This is a genomic window from Streptomyces sp. B21-083, assembly GCF_036898825.1.
Taxonomy (GTDB): Bacteria; Actinomycetota; Actinomycetes; order Streptomycetales; family Streptomycetaceae; genus Streptomyces.
This window is the reverse complement of record NZ_JARUND010000001.1, coordinates 4791031-4806159: the sequence shown is the minus strand read 5'-3', so window position 1 is coordinate 4806159 and position 15129 is coordinate 4791031. Positions and strand designations below refer to the sequence as shown.

At 68.8% G+C, this 15129-nt stretch carries 13 protein-coding genes and 2 pseudogenes; 9 read left to right on the top strand and 6 right to left on the bottom strand.

Going from position 1 to position 15129, the window contains the following annotated elements:
• Positions 1-531 precede the first annotated feature (531 nt).
• The 5 genes from QA861_RS21605 (at position 532) to QA861_RS21585 (ending at position 7021) form a co-directional block, all read left to right on the top strand.
• Positions 532-1842: an ABC transporter substrate-binding protein gene (locus QA861_RS21605; protein ID WP_334589950.1), complete on the top strand. Its 1311-nt coding sequence runs from the start codon at positions 532-534 to the stop codon at positions 1840-1842.
• Entirely contained in the window at positions 1839-2837 is a 999-nt protein-coding gene (locus QA861_RS21600) for a carbohydrate ABC transporter permease (protein WP_334589949.1), read from the top strand. Before QA861_RS21605 ends, QA861_RS21600 begins: the two co-directional genes overlap by 4 nt.
• Entirely contained in the window at positions 2834-3745 is a 912-nt protein-coding gene (locus QA861_RS21595) for a carbohydrate ABC transporter permease (protein ID WP_334589948.1), read from the top strand. The genes QA861_RS21600 and QA861_RS21595 overlap by 4 nt, the downstream gene beginning before the upstream one ends.
• 30 nt (positions 3746-3775) lie before the next feature.
• Positions 3776-5788: a beta-galactosidase gene (locus QA861_RS21590; protein WP_334589947.1), complete on the top strand. Its 2013-nt coding sequence runs from the start codon at positions 3776-3778 to the stop codon at positions 5786-5788.
• A 99-nt stretch (positions 5789-5887) separates the two neighbouring features.
• Positions 5888-7021, top strand: coding sequence for a hypothetical protein (locus QA861_RS21585; RefSeq protein WP_334589946.1), 1134 nt, complete (start codon positions 5888-5890; stop codon positions 7019-7021).
• Between the two features lie 89 nt (positions 7022-7110).
• Here the strand turns inward: QA861_RS21585 and QA861_RS21580 are convergent, their stop codons facing one another.
• Positions 7111-8013 (bottom strand): helix-turn-helix domain-containing protein, encoded by a 903-nt coding sequence (locus QA861_RS21580; protein ID WP_334589945.1) that lies wholly within the window; start codon positions 8011-8013, stop codon positions 7111-7113.
• Positions 8014-8449: 436 nt separating this feature from the next.
• Between QA861_RS21580 and QA861_RS21575 the strand changes: the two genes are divergently transcribed.
• On the top strand, positions 8450-9472 hold the full coding sequence (locus QA861_RS21575) for an alpha/beta fold hydrolase (RefSeq protein WP_334589944.1): 1023 nt from the start codon (positions 8450-8452) through the stop codon (positions 9470-9472).
• A gap of 13 nt (positions 9473-9485) precedes the next feature.
• Here QA861_RS21575 and QA861_RS21570 read toward each other — a convergent pair whose 3' ends face one another.
• The 3 genes and pseudogenes from QA861_RS21570 to QA861_RS21560 all read right to left on the bottom strand — a co-directional run.
• Positions 9486-10055 carry a GNAT family N-acetyltransferase gene (locus tag QA861_RS21570; RefSeq protein ID WP_334589943.1) on the bottom strand — a complete coding sequence of 190 codons (570 nt, stop codon included), beginning with the start codon at positions 10053-10055 and terminating at the stop codon, positions 9486-9488.
• A 9-nt stretch (positions 10056-10064) separates the two neighbouring features.
• Entirely contained in the window at positions 10065-11375 is a 1311-nt protein-coding gene (locus tag QA861_RS21565) for an NsdA family TPR-like regulatory protein (RefSeq protein WP_334589942.1), read from the bottom strand.
• A 463-nt stretch (positions 11376-11838) separates the two neighbouring features.
• Positions 11839-12057: pseudogene (locus tag QA861_RS21560) on the bottom strand (nuclear transport factor 2 family protein); the annotation flags it as partial.
• On the opposite strand from QA861_RS21560, the pseudogene QA861_RS21555 reads away from it, so the two are divergent.
• From QA861_RS21555 to QA861_RS21545, 3 genes and pseudogenes are all read left to right on the top strand, one after another.
• Positions 12035-12289: pseudogene (locus QA861_RS21555) on the top strand (TetR/AcrR family transcriptional regulator); the annotation flags it as partial. The pseudogenes QA861_RS21560 and QA861_RS21555 overlap by 23 nt on opposite strands.
• A 184-nt stretch (positions 12290-12473) precedes the next feature.
• Positions 12474-12926, top strand: coding sequence for a DUF5707 domain-containing protein (locus QA861_RS21550; RefSeq protein ID WP_334589941.1), 453 nt, complete (start codon positions 12474-12476; stop codon positions 12924-12926).
• 159 nt (positions 12927-13085) lie between these two features.
• Entirely contained in the window at positions 13086-13316 is a 231-nt protein-coding gene (locus tag QA861_RS21545) for a hypothetical protein (RefSeq protein ID WP_334589940.1), read from the top strand.
• A gap of 11 nt (positions 13317-13327) precedes the next feature.
• On the opposite strand, the gene QA861_RS21540 is transcribed toward QA861_RS21545, so the two are convergent.
• Both QA861_RS21540 and rutA read right to left on the bottom strand, forming a co-directional pair.
• The gene (locus QA861_RS21540; RefSeq protein ID WP_334589939.1) at positions 13328-13990 is read right to left on the bottom strand and encodes an isochorismatase family protein; all 663 of its coding nucleotides are present in this window, start codon (positions 13988-13990) and stop codon (positions 13328-13330) included.
• Entirely contained in the window at positions 13987-15069 is a 1083-nt protein-coding gene (gene rutA / locus QA861_RS21535; protein WP_334589938.1) for a pyrimidine utilization protein A, read from the bottom strand. The genes QA861_RS21540 and rutA overlap by 4 nt, the downstream gene beginning before the upstream one ends.
• Positions 15070-15129 lie beyond the last annotated feature (60 nt).

Sequence of the window (15129 nt, the reverse complement as noted above, 5' to 3'; positions counted from 1 at the left end):
GGGTCGGGTGGCGGGTGAGGTGTCGGGTCGGGTGGCGGGCGGGGCGCCGGGCCGAACGCCTGGCCGAGGGTGCGGTGAGGTGGCTGCCGGTCACCGGGGGGACCGGGGCGGTGGTCGTGCTGGACATGGCGGGCTCCTGCCGGCTGCGGCTGACGTGGCGCGATCACCTGACGCGTCGGCTGACGAGTCGCCTGGCGTGATCGTCACCAATGTCGTTTGCGGGCGGGTCCGCCCGCCTCGGCCGAAAGGTCACCATTCGTGCTCTGGGGCGGCGTACGCCCTGGCCGAACGGCTGAGGCGAGGATTTGCGTCGCGCGTTCGCCATCTGTCTGTTAGCAAAGCTTCACGTCCTGGCGTCCATCACGTTTCAGGAACGGCGGACTCCACCTCTTGACGAGGGGTCGAACAAGGGGCTGTTATTGCCGCCACGATGTTCGGTCAAGTTGATTTCTGGTCGTTTTAGATCAGCATGGACCCAGCGTAGTCGTGACCTTGCTCCCCGTTTCGGGGGGTCTGTCCTCAGGAGCCGTCATGCACCACACACCCTCCGGTCTGTCCGTCCCGGGTCCGAGCCGCCGCACCCTCCTGCGCGGCGTCGGCGGCGCGGCGGCGCTCGGCGCTGCCGTTCCGCTGCTGAGCGCCTGCGGCGGCAGCGACTCGGGTTCCGACGCGAAGACCGTCACCCTGGGCTCGAACTCGTCGGACGCCGTGCCGAAGAAGGCCTTCGCCGAGATCTACGCGGCGTTCACGAAGAAGACCGGCATCAAGGTCGACGTGAACACCAAGGACCACAACACGTTCCAGGAGCAGATCAACTCCTACCTCCAGGGCACCCCGGACGACGTGTTCACCTGGTTCGCCGGCTACCGCATGCAGTTCTTCGCGGGCAAGGGCCTGGCGACCCCGATCGACGACGTGTGGCAGAAGATCGGGGGCAACTTCCCCGACGCGATGAAGCAGCTGAGCAAGGGCGCGGACGGCAAGTACTACTTCGTGCCGCTGTACACGTACCCGTGGGCGATGTTCTACCGGAAGAGCGTCTTCAAGGAGCACGGCTACCAGGTGCCCACCACCTGGGCGCAGTTCATCGCGCTGTGCAAGCAGATGAAGAAGGACGGCCTGGTCCCGATCGCCTTCGGCGACAAGGACGCCTGGCCCGCCCTCGGCACCTTCGACCAGATCAACTTCCGTACCAACGGCTACGACTTCCACGTCGAGCTGATGGCCGGAAAGGCATCCTGGACCGACGCCAAGGTTCGCGCCACGTTCGACAACTGGGCCGAAATTCTCCCCTACAGCCAGGAGGGATCGACAGGTCGCACCTGGCAGGACGCGGCGCAGACGCTCGTGTCGAAGAAGGCCGGCATGTACCTGCTGGGCACCTTCGTCGGCCAGCAGTTCACGAATGCGACCGATCTCGAGGACCTCGACTTCTTCGCCTTCCCGGAGATCGACCCCTCCTTCGGGCAGGACACGGTCGAGGCGCCCACCGACGGCTTCATGCTCAGCAAGTCCCCGAAGAACAAAGCCGGTTCCGTCCAGCTGCTGGAGTTCCTGGGAACTCCGGAGGCCGAGGAGATCTACCTCAAGGCCGACCCGAGCGTCGTCGCCGCCTCCTCCACCGCCGACACCTCGTCGTACACGGCCATCCAGAAGAAGGCGTACGCGATGATCAGCGGCGCCAAGAACCTCACCCAGTTCATGGACCGCGACAGCCGGCCCGACTTCACCTCCACGGTGATGCAGCCCGCGCTGCAGAAGTTCATCCGCGATCCCAAGGGCATCGACAGCCTGCTCTCGTCCATCGAGCGCCAGAAGAAGACGATCTTCGCCTCCTCATGAGCACCTCCGATTCGATTCCCGTGATCCCGGGGGCGGCCGACGTGCCGCCTCCGGGCGGTAGCCGCGCCCCCTCGTCCCCGGCGAGCCGCAAGCCGCCCTACGGTCACCGCAGGCTGCTGACCCGCAAGGACAGGATCGCCCTCGGCTTCATGGCGGGCCTGCCGACCTTCCTGCACATCGCCCTCGTGTGGGTGACGGCCTTCGCCTCGGTCGCGCTGGCCTTCACCACCTGGGACGGCATCGGCTTCGACTCCATCAAGTGGGTCGGGCTGCAGAACTTCCGCGAACTCTTCGACAGCAACCCGCAGTTCTGGCCGGCCGTCCAGCACAACATCATCTGGTTCGCCGTCCTCATCGCGATCCCGACTCCGCTGGGACTGTTCCTGGCCGTGCAACTGGACAAGAACATCCGGTTCACCCGGGTCTACCAGACGGCGTTCTTCCTCCCGGTCGTCGTCTCGCTGGCGGTCACGGGCTTCGTCTGGCAGTTGGTCTACAACCCGGACACGGGCCTGATCAACAGCCTGATCGGCGCCAACAAGCCCGGCCACTACATCGACTGGATCGGCGACCCGAACCTCAACCTGTGGGCCGTCCTGGTGGCTGCCTGCTGGCGGCACACCGGCTACATGATGATCCTCTACCTGGCCGGTCTGAAGGGGGTGGACCCGTCCCTGCGCGAGGCCTCCTCGCTGGACGGCGCCAACGAGTGGCAGACGTTCAAGAACGTCATCTTCCCCACCCTGCGCCCCACCAACACCATCGTCCTGGTCGTCACGATCATCGAGTCGCTGCGCGCTTTCGACCTCGTGTACGTCTTCAACGGCGGCGCCCAGGGCACCGAGTTGCTGTCGATCCTCGTGACCAACAACATCATCGGCGAGTCCAGCCGGATCGGTTACGGATCCGCCATCGCCGTCGTTCTGCTGGTGATCTCGCTCATCGTGATCATCCCGTATCTGATCAGCACCTTCCGGAAGGAGCGGCGGGCATGAGCGCTCCCACCCTGGCCGCGCGGCGACCTGCGGACGGGCCCGTGAAGGGACGCGCCCCCATCCGCCCCGCCCGCGTGCTGCTGCACGTTTTCCTCATCACCATGTCGCTGGCGTGGCTCGCCCCCCTGCTGTGGGCGATGCTCGCGGCCCTGCGTCCGTACGCCGAGACCAGCAAAAAGGGCTACGTCTCCTGGCCCGACAAGCTGAGCTTCGCCAACTTCACCAACGCCTTCACGCAGTCGGACATGCTGCACTACTTCGGGAACACGCTGATCATCGCCGTACCGGCGGTACTGTTGACGCTGTTCCTGTCGTCGATGGTCGCCTTCTACGTCAGCCGCTTCGACTTCCGGATCAACCTGTCTCTGCTGCTCGTCTTCACGGCCGGCAACCTGCTCCCGCAGCAGGTCATCATCACCCCGCTGTACCGCATGTACCTGCTCATCGACCTTCCCGGGATCACCGCCTCGGGCAAGCTGTACGACTCCGCGCTCGGCCTCGTCCTCATCCACATCGCGTTCCAGTCGGGCTTCTGCGCGTTCGTGCTCGCCAACTACATGCGGATGCTCCCGCACGAGCTGACCGAGGCCGCTCTCGTCGACGGCGCGTCGGTGTGGCGGATGTACTGGCAGATCGTGCTGCCGTTGTGCCGCCCGGCGATGGCGGCCCTGGGCACCCTGCTCTCCATCTGGATCTACAACGACTTCTTCTGGGCGATCGTGCTCATCTCCACCGGCACGAACATGCCGATCACCTCGGCCCTCAACAACCTCTCCGGCCAGTACTTCACCGACCCCAACCTGGTCGCCGCAGGTGCCCTGTTGACCGCGATCCCCACCCTGATCGTGTACTTCGCACTCCAGCGCCAGTTCGTCAGCGGCCTCACGCTGGGCGCCAACAAGGGCTGACCGCCCCTCCGCGAAACAGGAAGTTGACCGATGAAGCGCGAACTCGCCGTCCCCGGTATCGCGTACGGGGGCGACTACAACCCCGAGCAGTGGCCCGAGGAGGTCTGGGCCGAGGACATGCGCCTCATGCGCGAGGCCGGGGTCACCATGGTCAGCGTCGGCATCTTCTCCTGGGCACTGCTCGAACCGGCCGAGGGCGTCTACGACTTCACCCGCATGGACCGCCTCCTCGACCTCCTCCACGACAACGGCATCGCCGCCGACCTCGCCACACCCACCGCGGCCCCGCCGGCCTGGTTCTTCCGCGCCCACCCCGACGCACTTCCCGTCGACAAGGACGGACGACGACTCTCGTACGGCAGCCGCCAGACGTTCTGCCCCTCCAGCCCCGCCTACCGCGAGGCCGCACTACGCATCGCGGGCGCGCTGGCGGAGCGTTACGCGGACCACCCGGCGGTCGCCATGTGGCACGTCCACAACGAATACGGCTGCCACAACCCCGCCTGCTACTGCGACGAAAGCGCCGAATCCTTCCGCACCTGGCTGCGCGCCCGCTACGACGACGACCTGGCAGCGCTGAACGACGCCTGGGGCACCACTTTCTGGAGCCAGTGGTACTACGACTGGGCCGAGATCATCCCGCCCCGCGCGACGGGCGCGGTACCGAACCCGGCGCACCAGCTGGACTGGCGCCGCTTCTGCAGCGACGAGTTGCTGTCGCTGTACAAGGCGGAGAGGGATGTGCTGAGGGCGGCGGCGCCTGCCACTCCCGCCACCACCAACTTCATGGTGATGTACAACTTCGACGCCCTCGACTACTGGCGCTGGGCCCCGGAGTTGGACGTCGTCGCCAACGACCACTACCTCCGCTCGACCGACCCCGAGCCGGAGATCGACATCGCGCTGAGCGGCGATCTCATGCGGTCGCTCGCGGGCGGCCCCTGGTTCCTGATGGAGCACTCCACGGGCGCGGTGAACTGGCAGCCGGTCAACAGGGCGAAGACGGCCGGGGAGTTGCGCCGCAACGCGCTCGCGCATGTCGCCCACGGCGCGGACGGCATCGCGTACTTCCAGTGGCGGGCCGCGAAGGCGGGCGCGGAACAGTGGCACTCGGCGATGCTTCCGCACGCCGGCACCGACAGCCAGATCTGGCGTGACGTGGTCCAACTGGGCGCGGATCTACGGACATTGGCGGAGGTGCGCGGTAGCACGGGCACCGCGTCGGTGGCCATCGTCTGGGACTGGAACGCCCGTTGGGCACTGGAACTCCCCTCCCAGCCGAACGGCGAACTCCGCTTCCTGGATCTCGTACGGGACTGGTACGAGCCGCTGTGGCGGGCGGGCGTGGCGGTGGACTTCGTACGGCCGGACGCGGAGTTGGAGGGGTACCGGCTGGTACTCGTTCCCTCCCTGTACCTGGTCGACGACGAGGGTGCGGCGAACCTCACGGGCTTCGCGGAGCGCGGCGGCACGCTGGCCGTCGGTTTCCACAGCGGTGCCGTGGACGCCAACTGCCATGTGCGGCTAGGTGGTTATCCCGGCGCGTTCCGGGAGGCCCTCGGCGTGCGGGCGGACGAGCTGTTCCCCTTGCTGGCGGGCGAGGAAGTCGGGCTCGGCGGCGGCGGTACCGGGTCGCTGTGGTCGGAGCGGCTGCGGCTGGAGAGCCCGGGTGCGGAGGCGGTGCTGTCGTACACGGAAGGTCCGTTGACCGGTGTCCCGGCGGTGACGCGCAACTCGCTCGGTGCGGGCGCCGGTTGGTACCTGGCGACCAGGCCGGACGCGTCGACACTGGGCGCGCTGCTCGCCCGTATGTGCGCGGAGGCGGGTGTCGAGGGGGTGCGGGCGACTCCGGCGGGGGTGGAGGCGGTGCTGCGGCGGGGTGCCGACGCGGACTTCCTGTTCCTCATCGACCACGCGGGCGGCGGGGCCGAGGTCGCGGTGCCGGAGAGGGCGACCGAACTCCTCACCGGGGAAGCGTTGACCGGCGGCTCGGTGCGGGTCGCTCCGGGCGGGGTGGCGGTCGTACGGGAGCCGCGTCTCTAGCTTTCCGATGCCTTAATGGGCCTGATTCGAGGCCCTCTTGATGAGGTGTCAGGTCCGCTCATACGCTGCTCTCCTGGATCGTTTACCAGGGGGGCAGGATTGGCCGCGTCCGACGAAGAGATGCTCCGGGCCGTTGAGAGCTACCTCTCCGGGCGCGGCGACCCGGTACGGCTGGTGGCTCCCGGTACGGCCGAGCTGTCGCGGCGGCCGTTGCTCGGCTTCCGGATCGAGCGGCGGTTCGAGGAGCGGGGCAAGGCCGGGCCGCGGAGTATGCCGGGAAAGAAGCTGAGGCAGATCTCCAAGCGGCCGACCTACACCGACCTCGCCACGCATGTCGTCCCGGTGCCCCCTGGCTTCGCCCCCTCACCGCCGGTGGAACTGGTGTTGGCCGGCTCGGTCGCCGAGGTTCCGTGCACGGGTTGCAAGGGTGGCAAACAGGGCTGCGGGTCGTGCGGCGGGCACGGCAGACAGGACTGCGTCCAGAAGGTGACGTGCACCGGCTGCGGGGGCGGGAGTGGAAGCGGGGGCAGAGGCGGGGGCAAGGGCGGTCCGGAGACGTGCCTGAGCTGCGGCGGCTCGCGCACTGCCGGCGGGCCGCGCAACCGGCCGCCGTCCCGGACCGCGGTGGGGCAGCGCGTACAGTGCGCGCGCTGCGGCTCGCACAACGCGGCGTGTCCCAGGTGCGCCGGTCGCCGGACGATGGACTGTCCTGCCTGCGACGGGACGGGACTGCGGCCCTGTGACAGCTGCGGTGGCTCGAAGAACGTCGCGCACGAGGAGTGCAAGGGCACCGGGTTCTTCACCACCTGGACGGAGGCGGTCATCACTCACCCCGTCACCTCCGACCGGGAACGGGACCCGGCCCCCGTCCACCTCTGGTGGCCGACCTACCGCAGAGGCGCCTGGCGCGACACCCCGCTGAGGGACGTCACGGACAAACTTCCGGCCGACCTGGAGGACACCCACCGCGCCCGTGTCGAACCCCACCTGGCCCGCAAACAGGGTGAGGTACGACGCCGGGTGGCCCTCCGACACCTCCCGCTCGCCCGCGTCACCGTCAACTCCGATGCGGACTGGGTGTACTTCGCGTTCCCTGACCGATCGGAAGCCGACGCCATCAAGGTCGTACGGCGCCCTTCGCGCCCTCAGGTCGTCCGCCTCGCGGGCATCGTGTCGGCGGCGGTCGTGATCGGCGTACTCGTGACGGTGCTGGTCGTGCAGGCGATCGGCTGAGTGCCCGCACTACTCGCCTTCGAAGATCTCCGCAGCGGAACTGACGGTGAGGGCGCGGGTGAGCCAGGTAGCGGCCAAGTTGCCGTTGATCACTCTGAAGAGTGAAGGCCTTCGAAAGTCGATCTCCCGGGCAGCCGGCGGCAGTCGCCGCAGTTGCCCGGGTCCGGGGAGCGGAAGGCGCGGTCGCAGTTGTCGCAGTTCCGGAGGGGGTGCCGGACGGGGGATGGACCGGCGGGTGTGCGGAGCGGTGGCGGGGGCGGGAGTTGGGCGGCGAGGCGGTGGGCCAGGAGGGCGGCCGGGCGGCGTAGGTCCTCGGGTGGCAGGCCGGAGGCGAGGGCCTCTTGTACGGCCGTCGGGGTGAGGTCGCGTTCCAGCCAGGCAGCGGCGCCGGGCGCCAGGTGTTCCACGTCGGTGCTGGACAGGAACAGGCGGGGGTCGTGGCGGCGGAGGCCGATGAGGAGGTCGACGGCGGCCTGGAGGAGACCTGGTCCCTTGTACGAGGGCTGCGGTACGGCGGGCAGGGCGCGGCGCGGCGGTTTTTGCGCCAGGGAAGGGCGTCGGGTGGGAGGTACTGGCGCGTCGTCCGCTGCGGTGCTGCCCCGGTGCCCGGGGCGGTTGCAGGAGACCGTGCGGGTGACGATGCGCCCGGTGGGGGTGCGTTCGCGGGACCGGCGCAGGTAGCCGTGGGTCTCCAGTTCGCGCAGGGCGGCGGCGATACGGTCCGCCCCCTCCGGGAAGCGGGCGGTGAGCGTCTTGATGTCGACGCGGGCACCGGGGGGCAGCGACTGGATGTGGACGCTCAGTCCGATGGCGAGCAGCGACAGCGCGGGGTGCTGGGCGAGGTGGTTGCCGATCACCGTGAAGCGGTCGTTGTGGCGGGCGTTGTCGTGGACGACGCCGGAAACGCCGGAATCGGGGCCCCGGTGGGGGTGGTTTTTGCCCGTCGGGCGGGACCGGGCGCGCGGGGGCGCACTAGGGTTCTGCGTATCCATCGGGAAGTCTTCTTCTTCCTTGGTGGTCAGGCCCTCGCAGTGGGATGCCAGTCCCGGCGAGGGCCGTCGTATGTCCGCCGTCAGCGGTTGTCTGTGGTGGTGCTGCTGCGCTGAGCGTAAGGCAGGCAACCGGGCACAGATCCAGCTGAGTTGGTGATGTTCACTCGGGGGAGTGAGTTTGCGCGGAAGCGACTGCCGTCGCCGCTCCGGCTGACGGGAGGGAAGGTGGGGCTTGGTGGGTTTCTTTCTCTCCCACGTTTCTTTTGGAAGAGCGCGGGGCCCGCCTGAGCACACGTCACCGGAACGCGCGTTTCCGGGTTCCGGTGCGCCGGTTTGCCGAACCGGCAACAGACCTCGCGTACGCCGCACCGGCCCCCGCACGATTGCCGGTGACCCGCCGACACGGCAGCCCACGACGACGTACGGAGGCAATCCCGTGCCGCACCCGCCCCCGCACCCCCTGATCCACCCCCTGACCCACTCCTTCACCCACCGCCTGGTCCCCTCCCCCGCCGGCCGTATCCACCTGGTCGAACAGGGCACCGGGCCGCTGGTCCTGCTGGTGCACGGCTTCCCGGAGTCCTGGTACTCCTGGCGACACCAGCTCCCGGCCCTGGCCGCCGCCGGATACCGTGCCGTCGCCATCGACGTACGCGGCTACGGCCGTTCCTCGCGCCCCGAGTCGACGAACGCGTACCGGATGCTCGAACTGGTCGACGACAACGTCGCCGTCGTGGACGCCCTCGGGGAGAGTTCCGCGGTACTGGTCGGCCACGACTGGGGCGCGACGATCGCCGCGACCTCCGCTCTGGTCCGCCCGGACGTGTTCAGCGCGGTCGCCCTATTGAGCGTGCCGTACAGCCCGCCCGGCGGCCCCCGGCCCAGCGAGGTCTTCGCGCGAATCGGGGGCGAGGAAGAGGAGTTCTACGTCTCCTACTTCCAGGAACCCGGCCGGGCCGAGGCGGAGATCGAACCCGACGTACGCGGCTGGCTGGCAGGCTTCTACGCCGCCCTCTCCGCCGACACCATGCCCCAACCGGGCACCCCGGACCCACACTTCGTGACGCGCGGCGGCCAGGGAACCCTACGGGAACGCTTCCCCAAGGCCCGTCTACCATCCTGGCTCACCGACTGCGAACTCGACTTCTACGCAGGGGAGTTCGAACGCACCGGGATGACCGGCGCGCTGGCCCGGTACCGGAACATGGACCGCGACTGGGAGGATCTGACGACAGGCGGCCACACCGGCGCCCCGATCACGCAGCCGTCACTGTTCATCGGCGGCTCCCTGGACGCCTCCACCACCTGGCTGGCCGACGCGATCAACGCCTACCCGACCACCCTCCCGGCCCTCACCGCCTCCCACATCCTCGAAGGCTGCGGCCACTGGCTCCAGCAGGAACGCCCGGAGGAGACGAACGCTTTGCTGGTGGACTGGCTCAAGTCCCTGCCGACGTAGGGGGATTCAGGGATCACTTGGGGTCGACGCGCAGAAGCAGCAGATCGAACTCGGGCCCGTCGGCACTGCCCCGATACGGCCCCGCGTACCGGTAGCCGAGCCGGGCGTACAGGTCCTGGCCACGCTCGTTGGAAGGCAGGGCGAGGAGTGAGGACCACTGCGGGGCGATGGCGGCAAGCAACTCGGCGTGCAGTCGCGTACCGATTCCCCGCGCCTGCCACGGCGGCCGTACGGCCAACTCGCACAATCCCATCAGCCGCTCTGTACGGGCGCCCTCGGGAACCTCGTCCACGAGGGCGGGGCCGAACCAGTACGCCGCGCTGCACGGAAAGGCGTACCCGAACCCGACGGCGGTTCCGCCGACGTAGGCGACGACGAGAGCGAACCCGGCGTGTTTGAGGTGGCCTTGGACCTGGCGCCGGAGCGCCGGTACGGACAGGCCGGAGGCCTCCGCTCCAGGGTTGTCGACCAACTCCGGGTGGGCGTCGGCCCAGATGTCGGCGATGACGTCGAGCAGGGGTGGAACCTGGCCGGGGCCGTAGGTACGGATCACCAGGGCTGTGCCGGCGCTCGGGGTGCTCACGGTCTACTCCTAGCTGGCGCTGGTGATGGTGCGGTACTCCTCCAACCAGTCGGCGACCACGGGGACCGCGGCATGCCGCTGGAGTGCACTCTCGACGTTCTGCAACTGCTGGAGCAGTCGGTCGGAGCGCACCTCGGGGAGGTAGGCGAGAACGCGTCCGGCGGCCTCGGCAGCGGCCTCGGGCTCAGGACGTTCCCTCACCGCATGCTGGATGGCGACATCGGCGGTGTACAGGGCCCGGTTACGGACAAACCGGTCGCCGTGGAGCAGAACTGCCTGCTCGGCTCCGGCGGCAGCTCGCTCGTGCTGGTCGAGGTCGGCGCGGGCGAGGGCCTCCAGGCCGGCCAGTTCGGCGGGTGTGTAGAACTCCAGCCACTCCGGGTCGGATTCGGCGGGGCCCTTCGCGTAGAGGTGATGGGCGCGCACGATGGCCTGGTCAGCGACGCCGCGATCACCCAGGAGGGCCCATCCGCCGGCCTCGCGCATGGCGAACAGGCTGAGTAACCGTGAAGAGCCGTAAGTGCGTACGACGCTCTGCGCGCCCTGGGCAGCACCGATTGCCTCGCGCGGCCGCCCACTGGCTTTGGCCAGCAGACTCAGGCAGCCGAACGCGTGTCCTTCCAGCCCGGGGTCATCGGCGATCCGGGCAGCGGCCAGTGCTTCGCCGTACAGGGAGCGGGCATCGGCGGCGCGGCCTGAGTCGTACGACAGCCATCCGGCGGCGATCGACAGATGCCCAGTCGCCGAGCGAAGGCGCTTGCCGGTCTTCTCCGTGTACGCGCCGTCGTGCAGCCACTCGTACGCGATGTGCAGCATGTTCGAGGCGTCCCGGCGCAGAGTGGCGGAGCCATGGTCGTGGTCGTAGCTGTAGATGGTGGTCACAGCCTCGTCGACGGCACGGACGTCCGTGATGCCGATCCGGCCGGGACGCCTCTGAACGAGGGCACCGAGAGAGTAGGAAAAGGCTGCACCCGCTCCCTCGAACAGGAAGCCGCGTCTGTTCACCGGGGCCACGCGCCCAGGTTCGTGCGGCGGGAGAACCGACTCTCGCCCGGTTGCTGCCGATGGTGGGCGAAAGCCCAACTCGGTCATGGTCCGTCCACTGGTGAGCCTGCTGAGAATCCTGCGGTAGACGGCTCTGGGACAGTCGACGTCTCCGTCTTCCCACGCGGCCACCAGACGCGACGTGCAGCCGACTGGCTCTCCCATCTCCTCGCCTGTGGCCACAACCAGCTTCGCGAACTCCTGACGACTCATCTGGAACTCCAGCTCGCGCACAGCGCGCAGCCGGACGTTGGGGCTGTGTCGGTGGTCGGCCATACCGAACTCCGGGGCTGCGCCTGTGTGTCGACAGGGGTGCGGGGATCGTACGGCTCCTCCCTCTGTCATGCCCCGCTCTTGGGGCGGGATCACCCGTCCTGGACGGACTTACATCGTTCTTGCATCCGGCTGGCATCGCTCAGCCTCGGCTCCGGCTGTTTGCCTGGACGGTGACATGACGACCGACCAGGGAGGCAACCGTGGCGAAGTCCTCCAGGAAAGGAGCGCGAACTGACATGCTTGACCTTTTCCGCCGGACCGCTGCTTGGACAAGGCTTCTGCCGTCCCCGGGTACGGGGCGGCGTCGGGCGGGAGTCCGACTCGCTTCGCTTCCCGTGGCCGAGAGGCAGGGTCCTGCCAGATCCTGCGCGATGCGGCTCCCCGTCCACCGGTCGCCGTACGGTCTGGACGGTCTTCTCGACGGTGGCGCGAACGCCATGGTGCGCCCGTACCTCGTCGCGGCGGGGAAGTCGTGAAGGTCGATGTGGTCGGGGTACGGGCCCATGTAGGCGGCGATGGCCTCCTTGCCGTTCAGGCGGTCGGGCCAGCCGTCGGGGGCGAACGGGAACTCCATGACGCCGTCCTCGGTCCAGAGGTCGAGCCAGCCGGGGATGTTCTTGTCGAGCAGCAGGCGCAGGCTGTGGCGGTAGAGATCCGCGGAGGAGAGCGGGAGCGGCGGCAGCCCGTACCGGGCGGAGCACTACGCGCGGTGGCACGGCCTGCTCCGGTCGGTGCTGGATCAGGTGCCTGGTCCGGCCGACAGCGAGTTCACCGCCCACGCCCTGCTCGCGGCCGTCCGGGCCGATCTCGTCGAGCACCTGGCCGGGCAGGAAGGCGTGCCGCAGGAGAGGATGCGCGCCCAGTTGGCGAACCTCACCGCGAGAGTCCTGGACGCTGGTCCCGACCGGGGTTGAGGTCGGTTCCGCGCCTTCGTCCTCACTGCCGAACAGCCTTTACTCAGGCAGGAGTTGAGTACGTGTACTCATACCCGGCGGCTGCCGGGCGGCCAGGATTAGGGCAACGGAGCGGCCGAGAAAGCCGGTCCGAACCAGCCGGTCCGAACCAGCCGGTCCAACTGATCCTGACGGGGAAATTCTCATGGCGCGTCGTACCGTTCTTGCCGTTACCGCCGGTGTCGTCGTCCTCGGTGGTGCCGGAGCCTTCGCCCTCGCCTACGCCGGGGAGCAGCCTCCCTCGGTGGCGCACAGCGCCGCCAACTACGCGGCCCCGGTCGGCGACCGTGCCGGTTCGCTGACCTTCACCACCGACGTCACGGCGTCCTCCGGTGTCAAGAGCGTGAAGGTCCTGGCCTGGCCGGCGAACTCGGACTTCGCCAAGAAGGGCCTGACCGCCAAGGACATGGCCTCTGTGGAGTCGGCCGTGTGCAAGCCGTCCGGTGGGGACACCGTGCACTGCGTCTACAAGGTCCCCGTCACCCGTACCGACGCCGAGACGTCCGAGCGCGGTGTGTGGCACGTCGCCGTCCTGGCCACCTCGAAGGACGGCGACACGAAGCTGGTCAGCAAGGCCGCCGACTTCCACGTCGCGTGATCCTTTGGCCGGTGATGTTCGACGTGGCGCGTGTACTCCCGGACCGGGCCGGACGGGGTCGGCCCGCTCCGATCCCACCCCTCCGACCCGACCCGACCCGACCCGACCCGGTCCGGACTGGCCCTGGTCGCCGGGTCGAGGAAGGCAGGTCGGTCAAGGATGTCGGCGAACGAGTCGTGGCAGATGTCGGTCGACGGTGAGGAGTTCGAGGTCAGCCGGCGGGACGACGCCCCGGGCAGCTACGACCTCGCCTGGCTGACCGGCCCCGACCCCCGGTACGGCTTCGGGTTCAGCACCCACCCTCCGGTGGCGGCCGACAGGGCCCAACTGGAGGAGTCCATCCGGGACTTCCTCTCGCAGGTGGACCCTGAGACCGGACACATCGAGTAACCGCACCCCCGTCACATCCCGCCCGGCGACAGGTACTCCGCCACCCGCCCCATCCCCCAGACCTCGCCGATCTTGTGCCGGATGTCGAACAGGTTCGCCGCGTGGACCCCCGCGTCCCGGTCCCCCACGGCCTCCTCGACCACCACCGGAACGAACCCGTGTTGCATGGCGTCGAGCGCCGTGGCCCGTACGCAACCGCTGGTCGTCAGGCCGGCGATGACGAGGGTGTCGATGCCGTGGGACGTGAGGTACGCGGACAGGGGCGTCCCGAAGAAGGCGCTCGGATACTGCTTCGTCACCGTCAACTCCCCTTCTGTCGGCGCCAGTCCGTCGATGAACTCGCCGTACGGGCTGCCCTCCACGAACGCCCGCAGGCTCGGCACCTTGCGGAAGAAGACGCCTCCGTCACTGCCGTCGGGGCGCAGGACGACGCGCGTCACGATCACCGGGATCCCGGCCCGCCGGGCGACGGACAGCAGCCCCCTCATCGCCTCGGCGGCGCCCTCCGCGCCCGCCCCCGCGTAGAGGGGGCAGGCCGGATCGACGTACGCCCGGGCCGGGTCCACGAGGAGGAGGGCGGGACAGGTGCCGGGGGTCAGCCGACCGCCGAGACCGGCGCGTTCGTAGTCATCCTCCGCCGCGCCCGCCCCACCGCTTCCCGGCAGCGGGGTCACGTCGAACTCCCCCTCCCCGCCCGGCACTTCATCAACGGCTGGATGCGCGTACCGAAGTTCTCCAGGCCCTCCAGGAAGTCGTCGAAGACCAGCATGATGCCCTTGGTGCCGTCCACCTCGGCGACCTCGTCGAGCATCCTCGCCACGCTCTCGTACGAGCCGACCAGTGTCCCCATGTTGAAGTTGACCGCGCCCTCGGGCAGCGCGATCGTACGAGCCGTCGACGTACCCGTGGACGTCGTGTCCGCGTCCGTCTCGCCGGCCATGTACGCCAGCGCCGCCCGGTCGGCGTTGTCGTGGTAGTCCTGCCACTTGGCCTGGGCCGCTTCGTCGGTCTCGGCCGCGATGATCATGAAGAGGGAGAGGGCGCCCACGTCCCGACCGGTGCGCTCGGCCTCCTCCACCAGCGTCGCCGTGCTGCCCGCAAGGGCCGTCGGGGTGTTGACGCCGCTGCCCAGGATGAAGTTGTACTCCGCGTGCTCGGCGGCGAACTTCATGCCGGTGCCGCTCTGGCCGGCCGCGACGATGTCGATGTGTCCGTCCGCCGGGCGCGGGGAGAGGACGCAGTCGTCCATCTCGTAGAACTCGCCCTTGAAGTTGCTGACGCCGTCGCGCCACAGGTCCTTCATCACGGTGACGTACTCGACGGCGCGTGCGTAGCGGTTGCCGAAGTGGTCGTCGCCGGGCCACAGGCCCATCTGGGAGTACTCGCCGGGGGCCCAGCCCGTCACGATGTTGATGCCGAAGCGGCCGGGGGCGATCGAGTCGACCGTGACCGCCATGCGCGCGACGATCGCCGGGGGCAGCGCCAGGATGGGGGTGGAGGCGTAGAGCTTGATGCGGTCCGTCACCGCCGCCAGGCCCGCCATCAGCGTGAACGACTCCAGGTTGTGGTCCCAGAACTCCGTCTCGCCGCCGAAGCCCTTCAGTTTGATCATGGAGAGGGCGAAGTCCAGGTCGTGGGCCTCCGCCTTCTGCACGATCGCCTTGTTGAGGTCGAAGCTCGGCATGTACTGGGGTGCGCTCTTCGAGATCAGCCAGCCGTTGTTGCCTATGGGGATGAAGACGCCGATGTCCATGCCACTCCTTGGAGACGGATCCTCTGAGACGGATCCTCGGGTGTGAGGTGCCTGCCAGTC